At 75.4% G+C, this 24797-nt stretch carries 27 protein-coding genes; 8 read left to right on the top strand and 19 right to left on the bottom strand.

Annotated features, from left to right (window positions below; genetic code table 11):
- Positions 1-399: oxygenase MpaB family protein (locus LWC35_RS32565; protein ID WP_232874301.1), on the top strand; the 399-nt coding region annotated here is incomplete at its 5' end.
- On the opposite strand, the gene hisI is transcribed toward LWC35_RS32565, so the two are convergent.
- The 8 genes from hisI to hisD all read right to left on the bottom strand — a co-directional run bounded on the left by hisI (position 400) and on the right by hisD (position 7150).
- Positions 400-783: a phosphoribosyl-AMP cyclohydrolase gene (gene hisI / locus LWC35_RS32560; protein ID WP_232874298.1), complete on the bottom strand. Its 384-nt coding sequence runs from the start codon at positions 781-783 to the stop codon at positions 400-402. It lies immediately after the preceding gene.
- Positions 780-1550: an imidazole glycerol phosphate synthase subunit HisF gene (hisF, locus tag LWC35_RS32555; protein ID WP_232874296.1), complete on the bottom strand. Its 771-nt coding sequence runs from the start codon at positions 1548-1550 to the stop codon at positions 780-782. Before hisF ends, hisI begins: the two co-directional genes overlap by 4 nt.
- On the bottom strand, positions 1550-2275 hold the full coding sequence (gene priA / locus LWC35_RS32550; protein WP_232874294.1) for a bifunctional 1-(5-phosphoribosyl)-5-((5-phosphoribosylamino)methylideneamino)imidazole-4-carboxamide isomerase/phosphoribosylanthranilate isomerase PriA: 726 nt from the start codon (positions 2273-2275) through the stop codon (positions 1550-1552). Before priA ends, hisF begins: the two co-directional genes overlap by 1 nt.
- 166 nt (positions 2276-2441) lie before the next feature.
- Complete coding sequence (gene hisH, locus LWC35_RS32545) at positions 2442-3077, bottom strand: imidazole glycerol phosphate synthase subunit HisH (protein ID WP_232874292.1); 636 nt, start codon at positions 3075-3077, stop codon at positions 2442-2444.
- Positions 3078-3108: 31 nt separating this feature from the next.
- Positions 3109-4002, bottom strand: coding sequence for a LysR family transcriptional regulator (locus LWC35_RS32540; protein WP_232874290.1), 894 nt, complete (start codon positions 4000-4002; stop codon positions 3109-3111).
- A 33-nt stretch (positions 4003-4035) separates the two neighbouring features.
- Positions 4036-4665, bottom strand: coding sequence for an imidazoleglycerol-phosphate dehydratase HisB (gene hisB / locus LWC35_RS32535; protein ID WP_232874288.1), 630 nt, complete (start codon positions 4663-4665; stop codon positions 4036-4038).
- A complete protein-coding gene (locus LWC35_RS32530) occupies positions 4662-5807 on the bottom strand; it encodes a histidinol-phosphate transaminase (RefSeq protein ID WP_232874286.1) in 1146 nt (381 codons plus the stop codon). Before LWC35_RS32530 ends, hisB begins: the two co-directional genes overlap by 4 nt.
- Positions 5804-7150: a histidinol dehydrogenase gene (gene hisD / locus LWC35_RS32525; RefSeq protein ID WP_232874284.1), complete on the bottom strand. Its 1347-nt coding sequence runs from the start codon at positions 7148-7150 to the stop codon at positions 5804-5806. The genes LWC35_RS32530 and hisD overlap by 4 nt, the downstream gene beginning before the upstream one ends.
- A 128-nt stretch (positions 7151-7278) precedes the next feature.
- On the opposite strand from hisD, the gene LWC35_RS32520 reads away from it, so the two are divergent.
- Together LWC35_RS32520 and LWC35_RS32515 are read left to right on the top strand one after the other, a co-directional pair.
- The gene (locus tag LWC35_RS32520) at positions 7279-8433 is read left to right on the top strand and encodes a winged helix DNA-binding domain-containing protein (RefSeq protein ID WP_232874282.1); all 1155 of its coding nucleotides are present in this window, start codon (positions 7279-7281) and stop codon (positions 8431-8433) included.
- A 10-nt stretch (positions 8434-8443) separates the two neighbouring features.
- Positions 8444-8914, top strand: coding sequence for a hypothetical protein (locus LWC35_RS32515; RefSeq protein ID WP_232874280.1), 471 nt, complete (start codon positions 8444-8446; stop codon positions 8912-8914).
- A 40-nt stretch (positions 8915-8954) separates the two neighbouring features.
- On the opposite strand, the gene nadC is transcribed toward LWC35_RS32515, so the two are convergent.
- Genes nadC through nadA form a run of 3 tightly spaced genes read right to left on the bottom strand, consistent with a single transcriptional unit; the run spans position 8955 to position 12438 of the window.
- Entirely contained in the window at positions 8955-9845 is an 891-nt protein-coding gene (gene nadC, locus LWC35_RS32510) for a carboxylating nicotinate-nucleotide diphosphorylase (protein ID WP_232874278.1), read from the bottom strand.
- Complete coding sequence (locus tag LWC35_RS32505) at positions 9842-11440, bottom strand: L-aspartate oxidase (RefSeq protein WP_232874276.1); 1599 nt, start codon at positions 11438-11440, stop codon at positions 9842-9844. Before LWC35_RS32505 ends, nadC begins: the two co-directional genes overlap by 4 nt.
- Positions 11437-12438: a quinolinate synthase NadA gene (nadA, locus tag LWC35_RS32500; RefSeq protein WP_232874274.1), complete on the bottom strand. Its 1002-nt coding sequence runs from the start codon at positions 12436-12438 to the stop codon at positions 11437-11439. Before nadA ends, LWC35_RS32505 begins: the two co-directional genes overlap by 4 nt.
- Before the next feature lie 171 nt (positions 12439-12609).
- Here nadA and LWC35_RS32495 point away from each other — a divergent pair, with 171 nt between their 5' ends.
- Complete coding sequence (locus tag LWC35_RS32495; protein ID WP_232874272.1) at positions 12610-13329, top strand: NUDIX hydrolase; 720 nt, start codon at positions 12610-12612, stop codon at positions 13327-13329.
- 4 nt (positions 13330-13333) lie between these two features.
- Complete coding sequence (locus LWC35_RS32490) at positions 13334-14014, top strand: LON peptidase substrate-binding domain-containing protein (protein ID WP_308194717.1); 681 nt, start codon at positions 13334-13336, stop codon at positions 14012-14014.
- A 13-nt stretch (positions 14015-14027) separates the two neighbouring features.
- Here LWC35_RS32490 and LWC35_RS32485 read toward each other — a convergent pair whose 3' ends face one another.
- Positions 14028-14525, bottom strand: a complete 498-nt coding sequence (locus LWC35_RS32485) for a type II toxin-antitoxin system PemK/MazF family toxin (protein ID WP_232874270.1) — start codon at positions 14523-14525, stop codon at positions 14028-14030.
- 91 nt (positions 14526-14616) lie between these two features.
- Here LWC35_RS32485 and LWC35_RS32480 point away from each other — a divergent pair, with 91 nt between their 5' ends.
- Positions 14617-15036 carry a VOC family protein gene (locus tag LWC35_RS32480; protein WP_232874268.1) on the top strand — a complete coding sequence of 140 codons (420 nt, stop codon included), beginning with the start codon at positions 14617-14619 and terminating at the stop codon, positions 15034-15036.
- Positions 15036-15995 (top strand): RNA polymerase subunit sigma-70, encoded by a 960-nt coding sequence (locus LWC35_RS32475; protein WP_232874266.1) that lies wholly within the window; start codon positions 15036-15038, stop codon positions 15993-15995. The genes LWC35_RS32480 and LWC35_RS32475 overlap by 1 nt, the downstream gene beginning before the upstream one ends.
- A 69-nt stretch (positions 15996-16064) precedes the next feature.
- Here the strand turns inward: LWC35_RS32475 and bsaP are convergent, their stop codons facing one another.
- The 7 genes from bsaP to LWC35_RS32440 all read right to left on the bottom strand — a co-directional run bounded on the left by bsaP (position 16065) and on the right by LWC35_RS32440 (position 23549).
- Positions 16065-16277, bottom strand: coding sequence for a biotin synthase auxiliary protein BsaP (bsaP, locus tag LWC35_RS32470; RefSeq protein WP_232874264.1), 213 nt, complete (start codon positions 16275-16277; stop codon positions 16065-16067).
- Positions 16274-17281 carry a biotin synthase BioB gene (gene bioB / locus LWC35_RS32465; protein WP_232874262.1) on the bottom strand — a complete coding sequence of 336 codons (1008 nt, stop codon included), beginning with the start codon at positions 17279-17281 and terminating at the stop codon, positions 16274-16276. The genes bsaP and bioB overlap by 4 nt, the downstream gene beginning before the upstream one ends.
- A complete protein-coding gene (bioD, locus tag LWC35_RS32460) occupies positions 17278-17979 on the bottom strand; it encodes a dethiobiotin synthase (protein ID WP_232874261.1) in 702 nt (233 codons plus the stop codon). The genes bioB and bioD overlap by 4 nt, the downstream gene beginning before the upstream one ends.
- Positions 17976-19172 (bottom strand): 8-amino-7-oxononanoate synthase, encoded by a 1197-nt coding sequence (locus LWC35_RS32455; RefSeq protein WP_232874259.1) that lies wholly within the window; start codon positions 19170-19172, stop codon positions 17976-17978. Before LWC35_RS32455 ends, bioD begins: the two co-directional genes overlap by 4 nt.
- 50 nt (positions 19173-19222) lie before the next feature.
- Positions 19223-19627 (bottom strand): thioredoxin, encoded by a 405-nt coding sequence (gene trxA / locus LWC35_RS32450; RefSeq protein WP_232874257.1) that lies wholly within the window; start codon positions 19625-19627, stop codon positions 19223-19225.
- A 55-nt stretch (positions 19628-19682) separates the two neighbouring features.
- A complete protein-coding gene (locus LWC35_RS32445; protein ID WP_232874255.1) occupies positions 19683-21998 on the bottom strand; it encodes a SulP family inorganic anion transporter in 2316 nt (771 codons plus the stop codon).
- Between the two features lie 342 nt (positions 21999-22340).
- The gene (locus LWC35_RS32440; RefSeq protein ID WP_232874305.1) at positions 22341-23549 is read right to left on the bottom strand and encodes an adenosylmethionine--8-amino-7-oxononanoate transaminase; all 1209 of its coding nucleotides are present in this window, start codon (positions 23547-23549) and stop codon (positions 22341-22343) included.
- Positions 23550-23824: 275 nt separating this feature from the next.
- On the opposite strand from LWC35_RS32440, the gene LWC35_RS32435 reads away from it, so the two are divergent.
- Positions 23825-24724 carry a PaaX family transcriptional regulator gene (locus LWC35_RS32435; protein ID WP_232874253.1) on the top strand — a complete coding sequence of 300 codons (900 nt, stop codon included), beginning with the start codon at positions 23825-23827 and terminating at the stop codon, positions 24722-24724.
- Positions 24725-24797: the final 73 nt, after the last annotated feature.

The raw sequence follows: 24797 nt of genomic DNA, 5'->3' as shown, positions 1-24797 counted from the left end.
AGCTTCCTGCGCGCCCACCAGCGGTACGGGTCGCAGCCGCTGGACCAGGAGGGCCGGGACGGCTACGTCGCCGACACCGCCCGCGTGGCGCGCGAGCTCGGCGTCGTCGACCCGCCGGAGACCGAGGCGGCGCTCGCCGCGCGCCTCCGCGCCTTCCGCCCGGAGCTGCGCGGCACCCCGGAGGCGCGCTCCGCCGCCCGGTTCCTGCTGCTCAGCCCGCCCCTGGCGCTGCCCGCACGTGCGCCGTACGCGCTGCTCGCGGCCGCGGCCGTCGGGCTGCTGCCCCGCTGGGCGCGGGGGCCGTTGCGGCTGCCCTACCTGCCCGTGGCCGAGGCGACCGTGGTCCGGCTCGCCGGCGAGGGCGTCACGCGGGGCATCCGCTGGGTGATGTCGGGCTGATCAGAGCAGGCGGTCGGCGTCGAAACAGGTGTGGTCGCCGGTGTGGCAGGCCGCGCCCTCCTGGTCGACGACGACGAGCAGGGTGTCCCCGTCGCAGTCCAGCCGGACCTCGTGGACCTGCTGGACGTGTCCGGAGGTCTCGCCCTTGACCCAGTAGTCCTGCCGGCTGCGCGACCAGTACGTGCCGCGGCGCGTGGTGAGGGTGCGGTGCAGCGCCTCGTCGTCCATCCACGCGACCATCAGCACCTCGTTGGTTCCCCGCTGCTGCACGACCGCACACACCAGGCCGTCGGCGTCGCGCTTGAGCCGCTTCGCGATCGCCGGGTCCAGCTCGGAGGTCTCGACGCGGTTCTGCGCTGCCGGTTCGCTCGCGAGCTCGCTCACCGGACCTCCACGTGGTCGGCGCGCAGCACGTCCTTGACCTCGCCGATCCGGAGCTGCCCGAAGTGGAACACGCTGGCGGCCAGCACCGCGTCGGCACCGGCGCGGACGGCCGGCGGGAAGTGCTCCAGCGCGCCCGCCCCGCCCGAGGCGATCACCGGGACGTCGACCACCCGGCGCACCTTCTCGATCAGCTCGAGGTCGAAGCCGGCCCGCGTTCCGTCGGCGTCCATCGAGTTCAGCAGGATCTCGCCGACGCCGAGCTCCTGGCCGCGGGCGGCCCACTCGACGGCGTCGATCCCGGTGCCCGTGCGGCCGCCGTGCGTGGTGACCTCGAAGGTCGACGGCGTGGCCGGCCCGTCCACCACCCGCCGCGCGTCGACCGACAGCACGATGCACTGCGAGCCGAAGCGCCGCGCCATCTCGCCCAGCAGCTCCGGGCGCGCGATCGCCGCGGTGTTCACGGAGACCTTGTCGGCGCCGGCGCGCAGCATGCGGTCGACGTCGTCGGGCGTGCGGATACCGCCGCCGACGGTCAGCGGGATGAAGACCTGCTCGGCGGTGCGCCGGACGACGTCGACCATCGTCTCCCGCTCCCCCGACGACGCGGTGACGTCGAGGAACGTGAGCTCGTCGGCGCCCTCGGCGTCGTAGACCGCGGCCATCTCGACCGGGTCGCCGGCGTCGCGCAGCTCCTTGAAGTTGACGCCCTTGACCACCCGCCCGGCGTCGACGTCCAGGCAGGGGATGACGCGGACCGCGACACCCACTAGCGCACCGCCGCGAGCGCCTCGGGCAGCGTGAACCGCCCGGCGTACAGGGCCTTGCCGACGATCGAGCCCTCGATCACCCCGGTCTCGGCCAGCGCGACCAGGTCCTTGATCTCGGAGATCCCGCCGGACGCCACCACGGGGGCCGGGGTCGTCGCCGCCACCTGCTTCAGCAGCTCGACGTTCGGCCCCTGCAGCGTGCCGTCCTTCGACACGTCCGTGACGATGTAGCGGGAGACCCCGTCGCGGTCCATGCGCGCCAGGGTCTCCCAGAGATCGCCGCCGTCCTGCGTCCAGCCGCGGGCGGCGAGCCGGTGCTGCCCGCCGGAGATCTTCACGTCCAGCCCCACGGCGATCTTCTCGCCGTGTTCCGCGCAGACCTTGGCGCACCATTCCGGGTTCTCCAGCGCGGCCGTGCCGAGGTTGACCCGGGCGCAGCCGGTGGACAGGGCGCGGGCCAGGGACTCGTCGTCCCGGATCCCGCCGGACAGCTCCACCTTGACGTCCAGCTCACCGATGACGGCGGCCAGCAGCTCCGCGTTCGACCCCTTGCCGAACGCCGCGTCGAGGTCGACGAGATGGATCCACTCGGCGCCGTCCTCCTGCCACTTCAGCGCCGCCTCGCGCGGCGCGCCGTAGGAGGTCTCGGTGCCTGCCTCGCCCTGGACCAGGCGCACGGCCTGCCCGTCGGCGACGTCCACAGCGGGAAGAAGGGTGAAACTCACCGCACGAGCCTACCCACCGGGCCTCGCGCACCCGGCGGCGCCGCCGTGCGCGGCGGTGATCACGGAGCCGGGACGCCGAGAGTCGGAATTCGACCTCCCGGGTCCAGGACGGGTGATCACGGGGGTCGGCCCGCCCGGGGTCTCCGGCTGCGGCGCCTCACTCACCTCAGCCCACCACGTCCCGCAGCCAGTTCTGCAGCACCTGCGCGCCCGCGTCGCCGGACTTCTCCGGGTGGAACTGGGTGGCGGCGAGCGGCCCGTTCTCGACGGCCGCGACGAAGTCCTCGCCGTGGTGCGCCCAGGTGACCAGGGGCGGCCGGATGGCGTGCGACGACTCCAGCTCCCACCGCCGGGCGGCGAAGGAGTGCACGAAGTAGAAGCGGGTGCCGGCGTCGAGGCCGTTGAACAGGGTCGAGCCCGCGGGGGCGGTCACCGTGTTCCAGCCCATGTGCGGCAGCACGTCCGCCTTCAGCCGCTCGACGGTGCCCGGCCACTGCCCGCACCCGTCGGCCTCCACGCCGAACTCCACGCCGCGGTCGAACATCACCTGCATGCCGACGCAGATCCCGAGCACCGGACGGCCGCCGGCCAGGCGACGGCCGATCAGCTGCGGGCCCCGGACGGCGTTGAGCCCCTCCATGCAGTGCGCGAACGCACCGACGCCGGGGACGACCAGCCCGTCGGCCTCGCAGGCGGCGTCGAAGTCGGCGGTGACGGTGACGTCCGCCCCCACCCGCCGCAGCGCGCGCTCGGCCGACCGCAGGTTCCCCGATCCGTAGTCCAGCACGACGATCCGCGACACGCCTGCCAGTGTACGGACCGCCCGGACCGGGTCAGCACGCGTCGACGGGCGCCGGGCGGTGGGTCTCGAGGGTGGCCTGGTCGAGGAACGCCCGGGCGGCCGCCGTGACGGCGCCGGTGCGGCTGACGTAGGCGATGTCCAGGTGCGCCGGCGGTTCCAGCTCCACGACGCGGGCCCCGGCCCGCTCCGCGAGATCGCGCCAGGAGTCGGGCAGCACGGCCATCCCGACCCCGGCCAGCACCAGCGGCAGCATCGCCTCCCGGTGCTCGCACTCCGCCGCGACGGCTGCGCCCTGCCGGGCGAGCCCGTCGAGCACCGAGCGCATGGCGGTGCCCGGGGGCCCGGCGATCAGCCGGCACTCCGCGAGCTGGTCCGGCCGGACCGGCCCGGCGAGGGTCGACCCCGGGGGCGTGACCAGCACGAACCGCTGCCGCGCGACGGGGTGCAGGTCCAGCCCGGTGGCGGGGAGGGGCCGCGCGCTGGCCAGCAGGCCGAGCTCGGTGGCGCCGGAGCGGACGGTGTCGATCACCTGGTCCGCGGTGAACGCGGCCCGCACCACCACCCGGACCCCGGGGTGCGCGGCGCAGAACCGCGAGATGGTCCCGGCCAGCGGCGACACCGCCTGCGACGGCGTGGCGACGATCTCCACCCGCCCGGCCCGCAGCCCCTCGACCGCCTCGACCGACGCCCGGGCCAGCTCCAGCCCGTGCCCGACCTCGCGGGCCGGTCCGACGAGCGCGCGCCCCGCCTCGGTGAGCACGACGTCGGCCCCGACGTGGTGGAACAGCGTGCTGTGCAGCTCCCGCTCGAGCGCCGCGACGGCCTGGGTCAGCGTGGGTTGCCCGACGGCCAGCGCCTCGGCCGCCCGGTGGAACCCGCCGTGGTCGACCACGGCCAGGAAGTAGCGGAGGTGCCGGGCGTCCATCGCCCCCATCCTGGTCGGTCGGGCCGCGAGTTCCTAGAGGGTGCCCTTGGTGGAGGCGATCCCGGTGATCCGCTCGTCCGGCTCGGTGGCGGCGCGCAGGGCGCGGGCGATCGCCTTGAACTCGGCCTCGGTGATGTGGTGCGGGTCCCGGCCGTCGAGCACGCGGACGTGCAGCGCGAGGTGCCCGTGGAAGGCCAGCGACTCGAAGACGTGCCGGTTCAGCACCGTCGGGTAGTGCCCACCGACGACGAAGCCCTGCATGACCTCGGGCTCGCCGGAGTGCACCGTGTACGGCCGCCCGGAGACGTCGACGACGGCGTGCGCGAGCGCCTCGTCCATCGGGATCCAGGCGTCGCCGAAGCGGCGGATGCCCTTCTTGTCCCCCAACGCCTGGCGCAGCGCCTGGCCGAGCACGATCGCGGTGTCCTCGACGGTGTGGTGGGCGTCGAGGTGCACGTCGCCCTCGGCCTGCACGGTGAGGTCGAACGCGCCGTGCTTGCCCAGGGCGTCGAGCATGTGGTCGAAGAACGGCACGCCGGTGGAGACGTTCGTCTGCCCGGTGCCGTCGAGGTCGATCTCGACCAGGACCTTCGACTCCTTGGTGACGCGCTCCACGCGGCCGGTCCGGCGCCGCTCCGAGGTCTCGCTCGCAGGCTCGCTCACAACAGCTCCTTCGTGGCGACGTTCGCGGCGGCCGCCACGAACGCGTCGTTCTCCTCGGGGGTGCCGATCGTGACCCGCAGCCGCTCCGGGATGCCCACGTCCCGGATCAGCACGCCGTGGTCGAGGAAGGTCCGCCACGCCCGCGGGGCGTCGGCGAACCGGCCGAACAGCACGAAGTTGGCGTCGCTGGGGACGCAGTCGTAGCCCAGGGCCTGCAGCTCCGGCACGATCCGGTCCCGCTCGGCGGCCAGCAGCGCAACCGAGCCGAGCGTGGCGTCGGCGTGCCGCAGCGCGGCCCGCGCGGCGGCCTGGGTGAGCACCGACAGGTGGTAGGGCAGCCGGACGAGCTGCAGCGCGTCGACCACGGCGGGCGCGGCGGCCAGGTAGCCGAGCCGGCCGCCCGCGAACGCGAACGCCTTGCTCATCGTCCGCGAGACGATCAGCTTGTGTCCGTGGGTGGCCAGCAGGGTGGTGGCGCTGGGGTGGGCGGAGAACTCGGCGTAGGCCTCGTCGACCACCACGATCCCCGGGGCCGCGTCGATCAGCAGCGCGAGGTCCGCGGGATCCAGGGACTGCCCGGTCGGGTTGTTCGGGCTGGTCAGGAAAGTGACGTCCGGCGCGCGCTCCTTCAGCAGGAGCTGCGCGGCGTCGACGTCGACCGAGAAGTCCGCCGTGCGCGGGATCTCCAGCCACTCGGTCTGCGTGCCCGACGAGATGATCGGGTGCATCGAGTAGCTCGGCACGAACCCGAGCGCGCTCCGGCCGGGCCCGCCGAAGGCCTGCAGCACCTGCTGGAGGATCTCGTTGGACCCGTTGGCGGCCCACAGGTTCTCCCGACCGAGCTCCACCCCGGTCTGCCGGGTCAGGTACGCCGCGAGGTCCTCGCGCAGGGCGACCGCGTCCCGGTCCGGGTAGCGGTGCAGGTTCCGCGCGGCCTCCTCGCAGGCGGCCGTGACGTCGGCGACCAGCTCGGGAGGCGGCGGGTACGGGTTCTCGTTGGTGTTGAGCCGGACCGCGACGTCGAGCTGCGGAGCGCCGTAGGGCGACTTGCCGCGCAACGACTCCCGCAGCGGGAGGTCCTCGAGCCGGACCTCGTTCCCGGGCCCGGACCGCGCCGGTCCTCCGCTCGCGCGCTCGCTCACCGGCCGGACCCCGCGGTCCCGAAGCGGGCGGTGACGGCCTGGCCGTGGGCCGGTAGGTCCTCCGCGGTGGCCAGCGTGACGACCTTGTCCGCCACCTCGCGCAGCGCCTCCTCGGTGTACTCGACCACGTGCACGCCGCGCAGGAACGTGCCGGTGGAGAGCCCGCCCGAGTGCCGTGCGCAGCCGCCGGTCGGCAGCACGTGGTTGGAGCCGGCGCAGTAGTCGCCGAGCGAGACGGGCGCGTACGGGCCGATGAAGATCGCCCCGGCGTTGCGGACCCGCGCGCCGACCTCGCGGGCGTCGGCGGTCTGGATCTCCAGGTGCTCGGCGGCGTAGGCGTCGACGACCGCGACACCGTCGGCCAGGTCGCGCACCAGGATCGTGCCCGACTGCGGCCCGGCGAGCGCGGTGCGGATGCGCTCGGTGTGCTTGGTGGCGGCGACCTGGCGCTCCAGCTCGGCGTCGACCGCCCCGGCCAGCTCGTCCGAGGTCGTGACCAGCACCGACGCGGCGTTCGGGTCGTGCTCGGCCTGCGAGATCAGGTCGGCGGCGACGTGCACCGGGTCCGCCCCGCCGTCGGCCAGGATCGCGATCTCGGTGGTGCCGGCCTCGGCGTCGATCCCGACGAGGCCGCGGAGCATGCGCTTGGCGGCGGTCAGGTAGATGTTGCCCGGCCCGGTGACCATGTCGACCGGCTCGAGATCGGCGCCGTCCGTGTCGGTGCCGCCGTGGGCCAGCAGCGCGACGCACTGCGCCCCGCCGACGGCCCACACCTCGTCGACGCCCAGCAGCGCCGCCGCGGCCAGGATCGTGGGGTGCGGGAGGCCGCCGTTCTCCGCCTGCGGCGGCGAGGCCACGACCAGCGACTCCACGCCCGCGGCCTGCGCCGGGACCACGTTCATGATCACCGACGACGGGTACACCGCCAGCCCGCCCGGCGCGTACAGCCCGACCCGGCGGACCGGGACGAACCGCTCGGTGACCGTGCCGCCCGGTACGACGCGGGTGACGACGTCCTCGCGGCGCTGCTCCTCGTGCACCTTCCGGGCGCGCGCGATCGAGGTCTCCAGCGCCTCGCGCACGGCCGGCTCGAGGTCGGCGAGGGCCTTCTCCAGCTCCGCCGCGGGCACCCGGACGCTCGCGGGCCGTACCTTGTCGAAGCGCTCGGTGAACTCCAGCACGGCCGCCACGCCCCGCTCCCGCACCGACTCGACGATCGGGCGGACCGCCTCGAGCGCCGCGTCGACGTCGAGCTCCGCGCGCGGCAGCATCCCGCGCAGCACGGCAGGTCGCGGCAGCGGTTCGGAGCGCAGGTCGAGGCGGCGCAGGAGTGGGCGGACCATGCGTCCAGGGTACGGTGCGGGGTGATGGAGCCAGCACGCGCTCCGGCGGGCTCGAGGACCGCGTCAGGGAAAACCATGATGCGATCTCACCGGCCGCCGGAGTGCGTCAGGGAACCATAATGCGGCAGGTGGCGCTTCCCTCCATCTCGGCCGAGCAGCGGCGTGCGCGGCTCGTCGCCCGGCACCGGCTGGCCCCCGCGACCCGCACGGACGACGTCCCGCGGATCGTCGACGACCTGGTCGGGCTGCACTCCAGCGACCCGGTCACGGTCTACCTCTCGGCCGCGGCGCGGATGGCGCACCCGGACCTCGCCGCGGTGGAGCGTGCGCTCTACGAGGACCGCAGCCTGCTCCGGCACCACGCCATGCGCCGCACGCTGTGGGTCTTCGGCCCGCACCACGCCCGGCTCGCCCACCACGCCGCGACCGTCGACGTCGCCGCCGTGCAGCGGCGCAACCTGCACCAGCAGCTGACGGCCGGCGGGTACGCCGACCCCGACGCCACCGTCGCCGACGCCCGCGCCCGGATCCGGGAGCTGCTCGTGGCCGAGGGCCCGCTGCCCGCCCGCGAGGTCGGCCTGCGGCTGCCGGAGCTCACCACGCCGGTCCCGATCCAGGCGACCGTGCAGGCGTTGCACTCCCGGGTCCTGCTGGTCATGGGGTTCGACGGCGAGGTGCTGCGCGCCCGGCCCACCGGCACCTGGATCAACGGCCAGTACCGCTGGGCCGCCGCCGACGCCTGGGTCCCGGGCGGGCTCGGCGAGCCGCTGCCCAGGCGCGAGGCCGCGGCCGGGCTCGCCCGCGCCTACCTGCGTGCCTTCGGCCCGGCCACCCGCGACGACCTGAAGTGGTGGGCCGGGTGGACGGTCGCGACCACGAAGGCCGCGCTCGCCGACGTCGGGGCCGTGGAGACCGACGCCGGGTTCGTCCTGCCCGACGACCTCGATCCCGTGGAGCCGCAGCCGTCCGTGGTCCTCCTCCCGGGCCTCGACCCCACGACCATGGGCTGGAAGCAGCGCGACCACTACCTGGACCCCGCGCTCACGCCGCACCTGTTCGACCGCAACGGCAACGGCGGCCCCACGATCTGGGTCGACGGGGCGGTCGCGGGCGGCTGGGTGCAGCGCAAGGACGGGACGATCGCGCTGAAGCTGCTGACCGACGTCGGGGCCGAGGCCCGCGCGCAGGTCGAGGCCGCCGCACACGCCCTGGAGGCCCTGCTCGGCGAGGTCCGCTTCACCGTGCGCTTCCCCGCCCCGATGGCCGCCGAGCTGCTGGCCTAGATTCCGCGGGGTGAGCGACTGGTTCCTGGCCGGTGAGCACGAGGCCGACGCGGTGGCCTCGGTGGCGTCCGGCGAGCACTCCTTCGACGACTGGCCGCACCTGTCGATCCCGTTGCGCCGCAGCGAGCTGGCCGCGCTCTACGCGGCCCTGTCCGACACCGGGCCGGCCGACCCGCCGACCGACACCGCGCCGGCCGACACCGCGCCGACCGACACCGCGCCGGCCGAGCGGCGCGCACCGGCCGGCCTGCTCGCCGTCGAGGTCGACGCGGGCATGATCGTGACGCGGGTGCCCGCAGCCGCGATCGAGGCCCTGGCCGAGATGACCCCGCGGACCGCGCCGCCGGTGATGGCCGCCTGGTCGGAGGCCATCGCGCACGACGAGCCGGACGCGCTCGGCGAGATCCTCTCCGACCTCGCCGCCTTCGCCCGCGACGCCGCCGAGTCCGGCCGCCCGGTCCTCGAGCTCGCCCCCTACTGACGTGACCGACGTGGTGCAGGAGCGGCGCCTGCACCACGGCTCAGAGGTCCAGGCCCAGGTCCAGCGCCGTCACCGAGTGGGTCAGGGCCCCGACCGAGATGAAGTCCACCCCGGTCACGGCGTACTCCCGGGCGTTCGCGAGCACCAGCCCGCCGCTCGACTCCAGCAGCGTGGGCGCGGAACCCCTGCGGCGCACCGCCTCCGCGGTCTGCTCCGGGCTGAAGTTGTCCAGCAGGACCAGCTCCGCACCCAGCGCCAGCACCTCGTCGAGCTGGGCGAGCGAGTCCACCTCGACCTCGCACGGCAGCTCCGGCGCCCGCTCGCGCGCGGCCCGCAGCGCCGCGGACACCGACCCCGCCGCGGCCACGTGGTTGTCCTTGATCAGGATCGCGTCGCCGAGCCCGAGCCGGTGGTTCACCCCGCCGCCGCAGCGCACGGCGTACTTCTCCAGCAGCCGCAGCCCGGGCAGCGTCTTGCGGGTGTCCCGGATCCGCGCCCCGGTGCCCGCGACGGCGTCGACCCACTGCGCCGTCGCCGTCGCCACCCCGGACAGGTGGCAGAGCAGGTTCAGGGCGGTGCGCTCGGCCGTCAGCAGCGCCCGGACCGGCGCCCGGACGACGAGCGCGGGCTCGCCCGGCGTCAGCCGGGACCCGTCCGGCAGCTCCGCGCGCAGCTCCCACTCCGGCACGACCAGGTCCAGCACCGCCTTCGCGACCGGGACGCCGGACAGCACGCCGGCCTTGCGCGGGGTGAACGACCCGACCGCGACGGCGTCGGCGGGCACGGTCGCGGCCGTGGTGGCGTCGGGCCCGTAGCGCAGGTCCTCGTCGAGCGCGGTGCGCACCACGCGGGCCAGGTCCTCGGGGTCCGGCACCCCGATCTCGGTGGCTCCGCCGACGCCGGCGGCGATCGCCGTGTTCACGGTGCTCATGCCGCACCCGCCAGGGCGTCCGCGCCGATCCGGGGGCGGCCGGCGTCGTCGAGGGTCACGGTCAGGGACTCCTTCTGCCACACGTCGTCGCGCTCGGGGAAGTCCGTGCGGACGTGGCAGCCGCGGCTCTCCCGGCGGGTGCCGGCGGCCGCGAGCACGGCCTGCGCGAGCAGGGTCAGCGCGGCGTCCTCCACGCCGGTGCGGTCGAGCGGGGTGGCCAGCACGGTGGCCCGCTCGACGACGTCCGACGCCGTGGCCAGGCCGGTCGCGTCCCGCCCGATCGCGGCGTAGGCGCTCATCGCGCGCTGCACGACGCCCCGGTCGGCCACGCCCACGGCAGGCGCCGGGGCGATCAGCTCGGGCGCCGACGTCCGCGGCTGGGCCAGGTCCTCGACCACGGCGCGGACCGTGCGCTCCCCCACCACGAGCCCCTCGAGCAGGGAGTTCGACGCCAGCCGGTTCGCCCCGTGCAGGCCGGTCCGGGCCACCTCGCCCGCGGCGTAGAGGCCGGGGACCGCGGTGCGGCCGTCGATGTCGGCGACCACGCCCCCGCACGCGTAGTGCGCGGCCGGGGTGACCGGGATCGGCTCGCGGGTCGGGTCGATCCCGGCCTCGCGGCAGGAGGCGTACACCGTGGGGAAGCGGGCGGCGAAGCCCTCCAGCCCGGTCGCGTCGAGGTACATGCAGTCGGCGCCGGTCTCGGCCATCCGGCGGGTGATCGCCGCGGCCACGACGTCGCGCGGGGCGAGGTCGGCGAGCGGGTGCCGGCCGACCATGAACCGGGTGCCGGCCCGGTCGCGCAGGACCGCGCCCTCGCCGCGGACCGCCTCGGTCACCAGCGGCCGGCGCCCGACCGCGGGCCCGGTGTAGAGCACGGTGGGGTGGAACTGCACGAACTCCAGGTCGGCCGCGGCGGCCCCGGCCCGCAGGGCCAGCGCCACGCCGTCACCGGTCGAGGTCCCGGGGTTGGTGGTGCTCGCGTAGAGCTGCCCGTAGCCCCCGGTGGCCAGGAGCACCGCCGGGGCGCGCAGCACGCCGGGGCGGCCGGTGTCGTCGAGCACGGCGAGCCCGGCCACCCGACCGGACGCGTCCTTCAGCGCGTCGACGGCGACGTGCCCGGTGAGGATCGTGAGCGACCGGGCGGCCTCGACGAGCGCGCGCTCGATCTCCGCGCCGGTCGCGTCGCCGCCCGCGTGCACCACGCGGAAGGCGGAGTGGCCGCCCTCCCGGGTGCGGTCGAGCCGGGCACCACGCGCGTCGAACAGCGCCCCGCGCTCGCGCAGCCGGCCGACCGCTGCGGGCCCGCCGGCGACGATCGCGGCGACGGCTCCCGCGTCGTTGAGCCCGCCGCCCGCGGCGAGGGTGTCCGCGGCGTGCGCGTCGACCGTGTCGCCCGGGACGTCGCCGAGCACCACGGCCACGCCGCCCTGGGCCCAGCGGGTGCTGCCCGCGTCGGTCGCGTCCTTGGTCACCACGACCACGCGCAGCCCGGCCTCGGCGGCGTCGAGCGCGGCGGTCAGCCCCGCGACGCCACTGCCGACGACGACCAGGTCGGCGGCGGCGTCCCAGCCGACGGCCACGTCCCGGCCCGTCATTCGCCACCTCCCGGCTGGCCGATCGCGATCATCCGCTCGACCGCGGCGCGGCCCCGGGCAGCCAGCTCCGGCTCGACGTGCACCTCGTCGGTGCCCTCGCGAACGCTGCGCAGCAGCGCCTCCGGCGTGATCATCTTCATGTAGCTGCAGCTCGCGCGGTCGTTCACCGCGCGGAAGTCGATCTCCGGCGCGGCCCGGCGGAGCTGGTGCAGCATGCCGACCTCGGTCGCCACCAGCACCGACTTCGCGTGCGACGCCCGGGCGGCGTCGACCATCCCGCCCGTCGAGAGGATCTTGACCCGGTCCGCGGCCACGGTCCCCGAGCCGGCGAGGTAGAGCGCCGAGGTGGCGCAGCCGCACTCCGGGTGCACGAAGAGCTCGGCGTCGGGGTGCGCCTCGGCCTGCGCGGTCAGCTCGGCGCCGTTGATGCCGGCGTGGACGTGGCACTCCCCCGCCCACACCTGCATGTTCTGCCGGCCCAGCGTGCGCCGGACGTGCGCGCCGAGGAACTGGTCGGGCAGGAAGAGCACCTCGCGGTCCTCGGGGATCGAGGCGACGACCTCGACCGCGTTCGACGAGGTGCAGCAGATGTCCGTCTCCGCCTTGACCGCGGCGGTGGTGTTCACGTAGCTGACCACGACGGCGCCGGGGTGCTCGGCCTTCCAGGCCCGCAGCTCGTCGACGGTGATCGAGTCGGCGAGCGAGCAGCCGGCCCGCGCGTCGGGGATCAGTACGGTCTTCTCCGGCGAGAGGATCTTCGCCGTCTCGGCCATGAAGTGGACGCCGCAGAACACGATGGTCCCCGCGTCGACCTCGGCCGCGATCCGGGACAGCGCCAGGGAGTCGCCCACGTGGTCGGCCACGTCCTGGATCGCCGGCAGCTGGTAGTTGTGCGCCAGCAGCACCGCGTCGCGCCTCCGCGCCAGCTCCCGCACCTCGTCGGCCCAGCCGGGGTACGGGACGCCGGTCCCCGCCTGCACGTCCGCCGTCACGGTCATCGCTCGTCCTCCTCGGATGTTTTCGCCTGTAGGTCGAAAACAGGGCGATCGTAGCATCGCCGCCGCCCCGGGAACACCGTCCGCGTGACCCGGAACTCACCTGCCCGTAACCTGCGTGTCCCGGAACGGACGGTTCGCCCGGATCTCCGGGCCGCCCCCTACGATCGGCGCATGCCCGCCCGTCCCACGGGCCACGAGGTGCTCGCGGCCGTCCTGCAGGTCCGCGAGGACGCCCTCCAGGTGCTGCTCTGGCAGCGCGGCAAGGACCCCGACCGGGGCCGCTGGGCCCTGCCCGGCGGGACGCTGGGCGACACCGAGGACGTCGAGGAGTCGGTGCGCCGCCAGCTCGCCGAGAAGGTCGACGTCCGCGAGGTCACCCACGTCGAGCAGCTCGGCGTGTTCAGCGCGCCGGAGCGGGTGCCCGGGATCCGGCTGGTCGCCACGGCGTTCCTCGGGCTCGTCCCGTCCGACGTCGACCCGGCCGTGCCCGACGACACCGCCTGGTTCCCGGTGGACGACCTGCCGGAGACGGCGTTCGACCACGCCGAGATCGTCCACGACGCGCGGGACCGACTGCGGGCCAAGCTGTCCTACACCAACCTGGGTTTCGCCCTCGCCCCGCCGGAGTTCACGGTGTCGGCGTTGCGCGAGCTCTACGTCGCGGCGCTGGGGCACCCGGTGTCGGCGACCAACCTGCAGCGGGTGCTCACCCGCCGGCACGTGCTGGAGGCGACCGGCGAGACCGCACCGCCCGGGCCGGCCGGCGGCCGCCCCGCCGCGGTGTTCCGCTTCACCGAGCGGGCGCTGCGGGTCACCGACGCCTCGGCCGTGCTCCGCCCGCCGGGCAGCCGCGATTCGGCGGGCGACGGGGCGGTCCGGCCCGTACCGTGACCACGTGGTCGCGACGATCCCCCTCTTCCCCCTGGGCACCGTGCTCATGCCCGGGGCGTCGCTGCCGCTGCACATCTTCGAGCCGCGCTACCGCCAGCTCACCGTCGACCTCGTGACGGGGGCGGTGCCGGACAAGGAGTTCGGCGTCGTCGCCGTGCGCGAGGGCCACGATCCCGACACCGACGGGCTCGCCGCGCTGCACCCGATCGGCTGCACTGCCCGGCTGCTCGACGTCCGTCGGCTCCCCGACGGCCGCTACGACGTCGTCACCTCCGGCGCCCGGCGGTTCCGGCTGCTCGACCTCGACGCGGAGGCCAAGCCGTACCTCTGCGGCTCCGTGGAGTACGTGCCGGACGACAAGGAGACCTCCGAGTCCGACGACCTGACCCGGATGCTCGCCGGCGCCGCCCGGGCCGCGCACCGCGACTACTGCGCCACCGCGTGGAAGAACGACGACTGGTCCGAGCCCGCGCGCGAGGTCCCGACGGCGGAGCTCGCGCACGTCCTCGCCGCGGACTGCCTGCTGCCGCTGGAGGACCGGCAGGCGCTGCTGGAGCAGACCTGCCCGGTCGAGCGGCTGCGGATGGTGCGGCTGCTCGTCGCCCGCGAGCGTGGGCTGCTGCAGCAGCTCCGCGCGGTGCCCACGCCGATGAGCACCTTCGCGGAACCCTTCGCTCCCAACTGATCCGGCGTGGGGCTCACTCCCAGCCGAAGCGGCCCCGCAGCTCGTCCGCGACCCGGTCGAAGCGCCCCCGGTCGAGCACCGCGCCCTCGCGGCGGATGTCGTGCTCCCCGACCTCGAGCACCCGGTCGAGCCGGATGAAGGACTCGCGGCCCTCGCGGTCCCACTCCCCGGAGCCGATCCCGACCCAGTCCGGGTCGCCGGCGCGCCGGTGCTGGCTGGAGAGCATCAGCCCGAGCAGCTCCCCGCCCTGCCGCCCCACGACGAGCAGCGGCCGGTCCTTGCCCTGGCTCGCGTCCTCCTCGAACGGCACCCAGGTCCACACGATCTCGCCCGGGTCCGCGGCGCCGTCGAGCTCCGGGGCGTAGGCGATGCGCCGGGCCCGGTCGCCCGTCGGTGCGGTGCGGACCCCGCCGTGGCCCTCCGGCGCGGGCCGGGCGGGTGCGTCGTCCGCCTGCGCCAGGAGCTTGAAGCCGACGTCGACCGCTTGCTTGAGCAGGTTGCCCCAGTCCATGGTCGACAGCATCTCACCGGTTCACCGATGAGTTCCCGGCGCGGCCGTCGTTCCATGCAGCGACAGCACACCGCAGAGGAAGGAACCCACCATGGACTGCAGGCTCGAGGTCGTCGTCCTCCCCGTCTCCGACGTGGAGCGCGCGTACGAGTTCTACGCCGGCAAGCTCGGCTTCACCGTCGACTCCGACTTCCACCCGAACGAGCACTTCCGCGCCGTCCAGGTCACCCCGCCCGGCTCCGCCTGCTCGATCGTCTTCGGCACCGGCCTGGGCGGCGGCGCGGCGGCGGGCTCGCTGCAGGGCTGCCACCTCGTCGTCTCGGACATCGAGAAGGCGCACGCCGAGCTGGAGGCCGCCGGGATCGAGAACAGCGGGCCGCAGCACTTCGTCGACGGCGTGCAGACGCCCGGGGTGCACCCCGAGCGCCAGGACTACGGCACCTTCGTCTACTTCGCCGACCCCGACGGCAACACCTGGGCGCTGCAGGAGATCCGGACGCCGAAGCGCTGATGGACGCCGACGACGCGGTCGACACGATCGGCACGGTCGGCACGGTCGATCTCGAGGCGGGCTTCGCCCGGCACCGGCGCGAGCTGCACGTGCACTGCTACCGCATGCTCGCGTCGGTGTCCGACGCCGAGGACGCCGTCCAGGAGACCTACCTGCGGGCCTGGCGCGGGCGGGCCGGCTTCGACGGCACCCACCTGCGGGCGTGGCTGTACCGGATCGCGACCACGGTCTGTCTCGACGCCGCGCGCGCCCGGGCCCGCCGCCCGGCGTCCGCGGCCGAGGTGGCGTGGCTGACCCCCTACCCGGACACCCTGCTCGAGCCCGCGAGCGCCGAGAAGGAGCCCGATGCGCTCGTCGTCGCGCGGGAGACGATCGAGCTCGCGTTCCTCGTGGCCCTGCAGGTCCTGCCGCCCCGGCAGCGGGCCGCGCTGCTGGCCCGCGAGGTGCTGGGCCTGCCCGCCAAGGACACCGCCGAGATGATCGGTACCAGCGTCGCGGCGGCCAACAGCGCGCTGCAGCGGGCCCGGGAGACGCTGCGGACCCACCTGCCGTCGCACCGGGACGACTGGTCCGCGCACGAGCCGAGCGCGGCGGAGAAAGGGCTGCTCGACCGCTTCATCGACGCCCACGAGCGCAACGACGCCGCCGCCGCGCTCGCCGCCGCGGCCGAGGACATCCGGGTCACCATGCCGCCCGCGCCGTTCTGCTTCGAGGGGCACGGGCAGCTGGCGACGCTGCTGGAGCGGGCGTTCGGCCCGGACCGCGAGGGCGACTGGCGGCTCCTGCCCACCGGCGTCAACCTCATGCCGGCCGCCGCGAGCTATCTGCGGCGGCCCGGGGACACGGCGTTCCGGCCGTTCAAGCTCGACGTCCTGCGGGTGGAGGGCGACCGGATCGCCGAGATCACGACGTTCGGCCACTCCTGGTTCCCGGCCCTCGGCCTGCCCGACGCTCTGTGAGGGCTGCGCCGGCACGCCGCACCGCTCGCCGAGCGGCGGATCGTCACCCGGCGAGCGGTGATCCGTCACTCAGCGCTCGGCGGCCGCGGAGCTGCGGGTCCCGTGCCGGCTGCAGCGCGCGGTCCAGCCGAAGGGGTCGACCTGGACGACCATGCGCCGGGCGCACTCCGGGCAGAACCGCGGCGGCTCCAGGTCCCGCTCGCGGGCGCAGCGGGCGTGGTCCCCCTCGGCCGTCGGCGCGCCGCAGCGGTCGCAGAAGACCGCCCTCCCCACGCCGCTCACAACGTCTCGTTGAGGGCCTTGATCGGCATCTCCAGCTCGCCGAGCAGGTCGATGTCCGCCTCGGCCGGCCGCCCGAGGGTGGTGAGGTAGTTGCCCACGATCACCGCGTTGATCCCGCCGAGCAGGCCCTTCCGCGCGCCGAGGTCGCCGAGGGTCAGCTCGCGGCCGCCCGCGAAGCGCAGCACCGTGCGCGGCAGCGCGAGCCGGAACGCGGCGACGGTGCGCAACGCGTCGGGCCCCGACATCGGCTCGAGGTCGCCGAAGGGCGTGCCCGGGCGCGGGTTGAGGAAGTTCAGCGGCACCTCGTCGGGGGTCAGCGAGGCGAGCTGCGCGGCGAACTCCGCGCGCTGCCCCAGGGTCTCGCCCATCCCGACGATCCCGCCGCAGCAGACCTCCATGCCGGCCTCGCGGACGAGCCGCAGGGTCTCCCAGCGCTCCTCCCACGTGTGCGTGGTGACGACGTTCGGGAAGTGCGAGCGCGCGGTCTCGAGGTTGTGGTTGTAGCGGTGCACGCCCATCCCGGCCAGCGCGGTGACCTGCTCCGGCGTGAGCATGCCGAGCGAGCACGCGACGTTGATGTCCACCGCGTCCTTGATCGCCGCGACCCCCGCCGCGACCTGCGCCATCAGCCGCGCGTCCGGCCCGCGCACCGCCGCGACGATGCAGAACTCCGTGGCACCCGTCTTCGCCGTCTGCTTGGCCGCCTCGACCAGCATGGGCACGTCGAGCCACGCCGAGCGCACCGGCGACTCGAACAGCCCGGACTGCGAGCAGAAGTGGCAGTCCTCGGGGCAGCCGCCGGTCTTCAGGGAGATGATGCCCTCGACCTCGACCTCCGGCCCGCACCAGCGCATCCGCACCTCGTGGGCCAGCTCCAGCAGGGCGTCGAGCTCGGAGTCGGGCAGCTGCAGGACCTCGAGGACCTGCTCCTCCGACAGGCCCTCACCCCGCTCCAGGACCTGCTCACGGGCACGGCTGAGGACGATCGACGTCGCGGTGGTCACGGGCGCGCACTATGCCAAACACCCCCCAGCGCGGGGGCCAGGGTGTGACGCGCGACCCGGGCGAATTCAGCCGGACGAAGGGCGCCGGTCCGTTCGGGCAGTGCCCCGAGCAGCGGCACGCCGGTGACGGCGGGCAGGTCGGCGAGGTTGCAGCGGGCCGCCAGGTCCGGCGCCGCCGGCCACGCCCCGACGACGACGCCCGCACACGCGATCCCCCGCCGCGCCAGGGCCTCGGTGGTCAGGGCGGTGTGGTTCAGCGTGCCGAGCCCGGCCGCGGCCACCACGAGCACGGGCGCGCCGAGCGTCGCGGCGACGTCGGCGAGCGTGCCGTCGGGGGTGAACCGCACCAGCAGCCCGCCGGCACCCTCGACGAGGACCAGGTCGTGGTCGGCGGCGAGGTCACGGGCGGCGTCGACGGCCGCCTCGGGGGTGAGGGGCGGCAGGCCGGCGCGACGGGCCGCCGTCTCGGGGGCGAGCGGCTCCGGATAGCGCGCGAGCTCGGCCGTGGTCACGCCGGGGACCAGCGCGGCGACGGCCGCCAGGTCACCGGGCTCGTCCGGGCCGACCCCGGTCTGGGCGGGCTTGAGCACCGCGACCCGCTCCCCCGCCGCCACCGCGAGCGCGGCGACCGCGGCCGTGACGACCGTCTTGCCGACGTCCGTCCCCGTACCGCTCACCACCAGCACCCGGCCGGTCACCGGCGCACCTCCGCGAGCACCTCGTGGAGCACGACCCGCACGCGGTCCAGCTCGGCCGTGGTGAGGTCCGCCCGGGCGGTGAGCCGCAGCCGGCTCGTTCCCTCCGGTACCGACGGCGGCCGGAAGCAGCCCGCCCGGACCCCGCGGTCCAGGCAGCGCCCGGCCGCCCGGAACGCCGTCACGGGCGACCCGAGCACGACCGGCACCACTGCGGACCCCGTGAACGGCAACGGCCCCGCCGGCGGCGTCCCCTTCTCGGGAACGCTGCGGCCCTGCGCCGACGCGAGCCCGGACCGGGCGATGGCCGCCAGCTCCTGCGCGACCTGCAGCACCGCGGCGGGCCGGTCCGGCTCCTCGCGCAGCACCCGCAGGGCGGCGAGCGCCGCGCCCACGCAGGCGGGCGCGAGCCCGGTGTCGAAGATGAAGGTGCGGGCCGTGTCGACCAGGTGCTCGACCACGGCGCGCGGGCCGAGCACCGCGCCGCCCTGGCCGCCCAGCGACTTGGACAGGGTCACGGTGGCCACGACGTCGTCGGCGCCGGCGAGGCCCGCCTCCCGCAGCACGCCGCGCCCGCCGGGCCCGCAGACGCCGAGGGCGTGCGCCTCGTCGACCACCAGCACCGCCCCGCGCGCCCGGCAGACCGCGTGCAGCTCCCGCAGCGGGGCGACGCCGCCGTCGATGCTGTCCACGCCGTCGGTGACGACGAGCGCCCGCGGCTCGGTGCGGGCCGCCAGTGCGGCGTCGACCGCGGCCACGTCGGACCGCGGCGTGACGACGACCCGGGCGCGGGAGAGCCGGCACGCGTCGACGAGGGAGGCATGGCTGTGCGCGTCGGACACCACGAGGGCGCCGCGGCCGGACAGCGCGGTGACGACCCCGAGGTTGGCGGTGTAGCCGGAGGAGAAGACCAGCGCGGCCTCGGCGCCGCAGAACGCGGCGAGCTCCTCCTCCAGCGTGGCGTGCAGCGCCGTCGTGCCGGTCACCAGCCGGGACCCGGTGGACCCGGCGCCCCACGCGCGGAGGGCGCGGACCGCGCCCTCGACCACCCGCGCGTCCTGCGAGAGGCCCAGGTAGTCGTTGCCCGCCAGGTCGATCGCGTCCGTCGGCAGCGTCCGCGGACGCAACGAGCGCCGCAGGCCTTCCGACCTGCGGCGCTCCGCGTTGCTCTCCAGCCAGTCCAGGGGGTGCGCCACGCGGGAGACCCTAGGTGGCACCCGCGTCCGGCCGGCCGGGGTGTGACCGACTACTGGCCCGCCTGGCCCGCCTGGCCCGCCTGGCCCTCCTGGTCCTGCTGCTGGCGGGCGACCTCGGCCTTGACCTGGTCCATGTCGACCTCCCGGACCTTGCCGATCAGCTCCTCCAGCGCCGGCGCCGGCAGGGCCCCCGGCTGGGCGTAGAGCACCACCCCGTCCCGCACCGCCATCAGCGTCGGGATCGACGAGATGCCGAAGGCCTGCGCCAACTGGGTCTGGGCCTCGGTGTCGACCTTGCCGAAGGTGATGTCCGGGTGCTTCTCCGACGCCTCGTCGAACACCGGCGCGAACTGCCGGCACGGGCCGCACCAGGAGGCCCAGAAGTCGACGAGCACCGTCCCGTCGGCCGCCACGACCTCGTTGAAGTTGTCGGTCGTCAGTTCCACCGTTGCCATGTCGTGCTCAACTCCTCGGGGTCCGCGTGTGTTCCGGCCGCCCGCGCGGCTGCGCCTACCCGCGCAGTGCGGCGGGCGGTCGCGACCCCGCCAACCCCGGGCCGACCGCGTCGTGCGGCCGGAAGGCGCGGGCGTCGGCGTCGTACACGAGGACGTCCGCGGTGCGGATGTCGAAGAACAGGCCCATCAGCTCGGCGTCGACACCGAGCTCGCGCAGCGTGTCCAGCTGCACCGCGACGTTGACCATGGCCAGGCAGTCGCGCTGCTCGAACCCCGCCTCGGCGCCCGCGCGGCCCGCGGGGTGCCCCGCCAGCCAGGCGTCGAGGCTGGGCCGGCCGCTGCGCAGCCAGTCGCCCAGGGCGCCGTCGGGCATGTCGGTGGGGACGCCGTCGAGCAGGCCCTTCATCGCCCCGCAGCCGGAGTGGCCGCAGACCGCGACGAGGGGGACGCGCAGCACCGAGGTCGCGTACTGGACCGCGGCGAGCGCGCCGGTGCCGGAGACGAGGTTGCCGACGTTCTGCACGGTGAACAGGTCACCCGGACCGCTGTGCGTGATCATGTTCGGCAGCACGCGGGAGTCCGCGCACGCCAGCAGTAGCCCGGACGGGCTCTGCCCGGCGGCCAGGCCCGAGAGGGTCGGTCGGACGTGCTCCGCCGTCTCGCGGTGGTAGGCGCGGACGCCGGCCAGCATCGGCGCGCTCGGGTCCGCCCGGTCGTGCTCCGCGTGCTCGGACCGCCACTGCGACCAGGTGGCGAACCGGCCGTGCTGCGGGTCGGTCCGCGTGCCCGCGGGCTCGCTGACCTCGACCCGGCCGCCGGTGGCGCGGTGCCGGCGGGTCCAGGACTCGAGGTGGTCGTAGGCGGTGTGGTCGAGGTAGTCCACAACGAGGTCGACGCGCACGGGCTCGCCGCCCGGCACCTCGTTCAGCACACGGGACAGCGCCGGCACCGACAGGAAGCTCAACGTGCCCTCGACGACGACGCGGCGCGGCGCGGAGTCCGCCGGCTCCTCCACCCGCACCCGGGCGCGCGCGGCGCGGCGCAGCATCAGGAGCCCGGCCAGCACGAGGCCGATCGCCACGCCCTCGAGCAGGTTGAGGAACACCACCCCGAGCACGGTCACGACGTAGAGCAGCAGCTCGCCGTGGGTCCGGGCCGTGCGGATGTCCGCCGGCTTGACCAGCTGCAGGCCGACGACCACGAGCAGGCCGGACAGCGCGGCCAGCGGGATCAGCTCGATCACCGAGACCAGCACGATGCCGAACAGCGCGATCCAGACGCCGTGCAGCACGGTGGAGGCCCGGGTCTGCGCGCCCGCCCGGACGTTGGCCGAGCTGCGGACGATCACGCCGGTGATCGGGAGGCCGCCGAGGAGGCCGGACACGGCGTTGCCGGCGCCCTGGCCGAGCAGCTCGCGGTCGGCGTCCGTGCGGACCGCGCGGGCCCCGCCGTCGCGGTCCTGGGTCATCCGGTCGACGGCCACGGCCGAGAGCAGGCTCTCGACGCTCGCCACGAGCGCCACGGTCAGCATGCCGCCGAGCACCCCGAGCCAGAGCCCGGAGTCCGGCAGGACCGGCAGCGCCACGGACTCGACGAGGTTGCCGGGCAGGTCGACGCGCGGGACGTCGGCGAGCGCGAAGCTGAGCGCGGTGGCGGCGCCGACCGCGACGAGCGCTCCCGGCATGGACTTCTGCGGTCCCGGCAGCCGCGGCCACACGATCATGATCGCGACGGCGGTGAGCCCCACGAGGACCGCGCCGCCGTGCAGGTTCGCCAGCTGCGCCGGGAGCTCGCGAAGGTTGCCCAGTGCGCCGGTCCGCGCGCTGCCGCCGAGCACGACGTGCAGCTGGGCCAGCGCGATCGTGATGCCGATGCCGGCGAGCATGCCGTGGACGACGGCGGGTGGGATCGCCTGGGTGAACCGGGCGAGGCGGGACAGCCCGAAGCCGAGCTGCAGGACGCCGGCGCCGACGGTGATCAGCGTGGTGACCTGCCAGCCGAACTGGTCGACCAGCCCGGCGACGATCACGGTCAGCCCGGCGGCGGGCCCGCTGACCTGCAGGGGTGAACCGCCGAGCAGGCCCGCGACGACACCGCCGACCACGCCGGCGATGAGTCCGGCCATGATCGGCGCACCCGAGGCGAGCGCGATGCCCAGGGAGAGCGGGACGGCCACCAGGAACACCACGAGCGAGGCACCGAGGTCGGCACGCAGCGTGCGGGGATCGAAGCGGCTCCCGGGACGGCGACCGGAGCGGCTGCCGGGGTGGTCGTCGGGGTGGTCGTCGGGACGGGCGTGGGGCGGGGGCGTCTCGGGCGAGCGGTCGGGGGCGCGCCCGGCGGGGGCGGCGCTCGAGGTCGGGTCCGGCACGTCGGGTCCTCCGGTCAGGGGTCGGTCTGGCTGGGGGGCGCACGAGTGCGGCTGTGCGGCCGTGCGGCGGTCTGTCCACTGATCACATCGGATGGCGAGCCCGTCCGGTTCCCGGCGATCCGTCCCGGAACGTCCGATTCCACTGAATCGATCACCCCGCGTGCCCGGCAGGTCGTGACCGACGCCATCGCCCGCACCGCCGAAGGGTTCTTTCGGGTGAGACCCCCGCGCAGCGCGCTGCGTCGCACCTGCCCTCCCGGCGACCGCGTGGCCCGATCGTGTGGATCACGACGGTCGGCGCCACAGACGCCCCGATCGGGTGGTGGCGGTGTGAACGCGGTGTTACGCGGCGTCCACGACGGCGGCGACCCCGTCCGTGATCCGGGTGAGGTCCGCGTCGTCGCAGACGAACGGCGGCATCGTGTAGACGAGGTCCCGGAAGGGCCGCAGCCACACGCCCGCCTCCAGCGCGGCGGCGGTCGCGGCGGCCATGTCCACCCCGTGGTCGAGCTGGACGACGCCGATCGCGCCCAGGACCCGCACGTCGGTCACGCCCGGAGCCCGGCGCAGCGGCGCGAGGCCGCGGGTGAGCGCCCCCTCGATGCCGCGGACCCGGCCGCGCCAGTCCTGGTCGAGCAGCAGCCGGGTCGACGCCAGCGCCACCGCCGAGGCCAGCGGGTTGCCCATGAACGTGGGCCCGTGCATGAGGACCCCGGCCTCGCCCTCGGTGATCCCGCGGGCGACCTCGGTGCTGCACAGGGCGGCCGCCATCGTCACGTAGCCGCCGGTCAGCGCCTTGCCGACGCACAGGACGTCGGGCGAGACGCCGGCGTGGTCGGCCGCGAACAGCTCGCCCGTGCGGCCGAAGCCGGTCGCGATCTCGTCGAACACCAGCAGCACGTCGTGGGCGAGGCACAGCTCGCGCAGCACGTGCAGGTAGCGCGGATCGTGGAAGCGCATCCCGCCCGCGCCCTGCACCACCGGTTCCACGATCACCGCGGCGAGCTCGTCCGCGTGCCGCTCGATCGCCTCGGCCAGCTCGGCGACGTAGTCGTGGGAGAACTCCCGGGGTGGCGCGCCCACGAACACCTGCTGTGGCAGCACGTCGCGCCACAGCCCGTGCATGCCCCCGTCGGGGTCGCAGACGCTCATCGCGCCGAAGGTGTCGCCGTGGTAGCCACCGCGCCAGGTCAGCAGCCGGTGCTTGCCCGGGCGGCCGCGCGAGCGCTGGTACTGCAGCGCCATCTTGATCGCGACCTCGACCGAGACGGAGCCGGAGTCGGCCAGGAAGACGTGCTGCAACGGCCCCGGGGTGATCTCGACCAGCAACCGGGCCAGGTCCACCGCCGGGCCGTGGGTCAGGCCGCCGAACATCACGTGGCTCATCCGGCCCAGCTGGTCGGTGACCGCCGCGTCGAGCACCGGGTGCCGGTAGCCGTGGATCGCCGCCCACCACGACGACATGCCGTCGACCAGCTCCCGGCCGTCGACCGTGGTCAGTCGCACCCCGTGGGCGCCGACGATCGGGACCGGGTCCACGGCCGCGGGCATCGGGGCGTACGGGTGCCAGACGTGGGCCCGGTCGGCGGCCAGCAGGTCGGCGGAGCCGCTTCGGGCGGTGCTGTCGGGCCGGGCGGTGCCGTCGGGCCGGGCGGTGCCGTCGGGCCGGGCGGTGCCGTCGGGCCGGGCGGTGCCGTCGGGCCGGGCGGTGCCGTCGGGCCGGGCGGCGCGGGTGGCGCGGGGATCGGCGGTGGTCACGCGGGGACCCTACGTCCCGGCCCGTCGTGCGCGGGGCGATCGAGGAGGGGCACTATCCTGGCCCGACCATGTCCGCCGAAGCCAGCACGGACGTCGGTCCGGGGGGCGCCGACGTCGCGGATCTCGAGGGCTCCCACCCGGTCCTGTCCCGCCGCCGCGGCCTCGGCCAGACCAGCGCGCGCTCCCTGCTGCTGACCCTGCTCGGCGAGTTCGTGCTGCCGCGCGACGAGCCGGTGTGGACCCAGGTGCTGATCGACGTCCTGGGTGGGCTCGGGGTGGAGAGCAAGTCGGCGCGGCAGGCGCTCGCCCGCACCGCGGCCGAGGGCCTGGTCAGCTCCGACCGGGCCGGGCGCCGGGTGCGCTGGACGCTCACCGACGCCGGGCGGGGGCTCCTCTCCGCGGGCGCCGAGCGCATCTACTCCTTCGGCAACCCCGCCCCCGCCTGGGACGGGCGCTGGCTGGTCCTGCTCGTCAGCGTCCCCGAGGCCCGCCGTCAGCTGCGGCACCGGCTGCGCACCCGGCTGGCCTGGGCGGGCCTGGGCTCCCCCGCACCCGGCGTGTGGGTCTCCCCCGACCCCGGCAAGGAGGCCGAGGTGGCGGACGTGGTCGCCGACCTCGACCTCGAGACCGTGACCAGCTCGTTCGTCGGCCCGTTCGGCCGGATCGGCGAGCAGGCCGACGTGGTGGCGCAGGCCTGGGACCTCGCGGCCGTCGAGCGGGAGTACGAGGACTTCCTCGCCGAGTTCGCCGACGCGGCCCCCGGCGGCCCCGCCGACGTGCTCACCCACCAGGTGCTGCTGGTACACGCCTGGCGCCGCTTCCCCTTCCTCGACCCCAAGCTCCCCGCCGAGCTGCTGCCCGAGGGGTGGGCCGGGACCCGCGCCGCCGCCCTCTTCGACACGCTGCACAGGCGATGGCAGCGCCAGGCCCAGGCGCACTGGCGCACGCTCGTGAGCCGGGCGGCCTGACCCACCTACGCGACGGTGCTCCCGCTCCGTTCGAGCGGGAGCACCGGTCGCGTGTGCCCGGGTCGGCCCGCCG

Source organism: Pseudonocardia kujensis, assembly GCF_021283305.1.
Classification (GTDB): domain Bacteria; phylum Actinomycetota; class Actinomycetes; order Mycobacteriales; family Pseudonocardiaceae; genus Pseudonocardia; species Pseudonocardia kujensis.
This window is presented reverse-complemented; position numbering and strand designations above follow the sequence as displayed.

Excerpts from the sequence above, each read along its gene's own strand:
- LWC35_RS32540 (WP_232874290.1), bottom strand. The coding sequence starts at position 4,002 with ATGGACGCCCGGCACCTCCGCTACTTCCTGGCCGTGGTCGACCACGGC.
- hisD (WP_232874284.1), bottom strand. The coding sequence starts at position 7,150 with ATGGTCCGCCCACTCCTGCGCCGCCTCGACCTGCGCTCCGAACCGCTG.
- nadC (WP_232874278.1), bottom strand. The coding sequence starts at position 9,845 with ATGAGCACCGTGAACACGGCGATCGCCGCCGGCGTCGGCGGAGCCACC.
- LWC35_RS32505 (WP_232874276.1), bottom strand. The coding sequence starts at position 11,440 with ATGACGGGCCGGGACGTGGCCGTCGGCTGGGACGCCGCCGCCGACCTG.
- nadA (WP_232874274.1), bottom strand. The coding sequence starts at position 12,438 with ATGACCGTGACGGCGGACGTGCAGGCGGGGACCGGCGTCCCGTACCCC.
- LWC35_RS32495 (WP_232874272.1), top strand. The coding sequence starts at position 12,610 with ATGCCCGCCCGTCCCACGGGCCACGAGGTGCTCGCGGCCGTCCTGCAG.
- LWC35_RS32485 (WP_232874270.1), bottom strand. The coding sequence starts at position 14,525 with ATGGACTGGGGCAACCTGCTCAAGCAAGCGGTCGACGTCGGCTTCAAG.
- LWC35_RS32480 (WP_232874268.1), top strand. The coding sequence starts at position 14,617 with ATGGACTGCAGGCTCGAGGTCGTCGTCCTCCCCGTCTCCGACGTGGAG.
- LWC35_RS32475 (WP_232874266.1), top strand. The coding sequence starts at position 15,036 with ATGGACGCCGACGACGCGGTCGACACGATCGGCACGGTCGGCACGGTC.
- trxA (WP_232874257.1), bottom strand. The coding sequence starts at position 19,627 with ATGGCAACGGTGGAACTGACGACCGACAACTTCAACGAGGTCGTGGCG.
- LWC35_RS32440 (WP_232874305.1), bottom strand. The coding sequence starts at position 23,549 with ATGCCCGCGGCCGTGGACCCGGTCCCGATCGTCGGCGCCCACGGGGTG.
- LWC35_RS32435 (WP_232874253.1), top strand. The coding sequence starts at position 23,825 with ATGTCCGCCGAAGCCAGCACGGACGTCGGTCCGGGGGGCGCCGACGTC.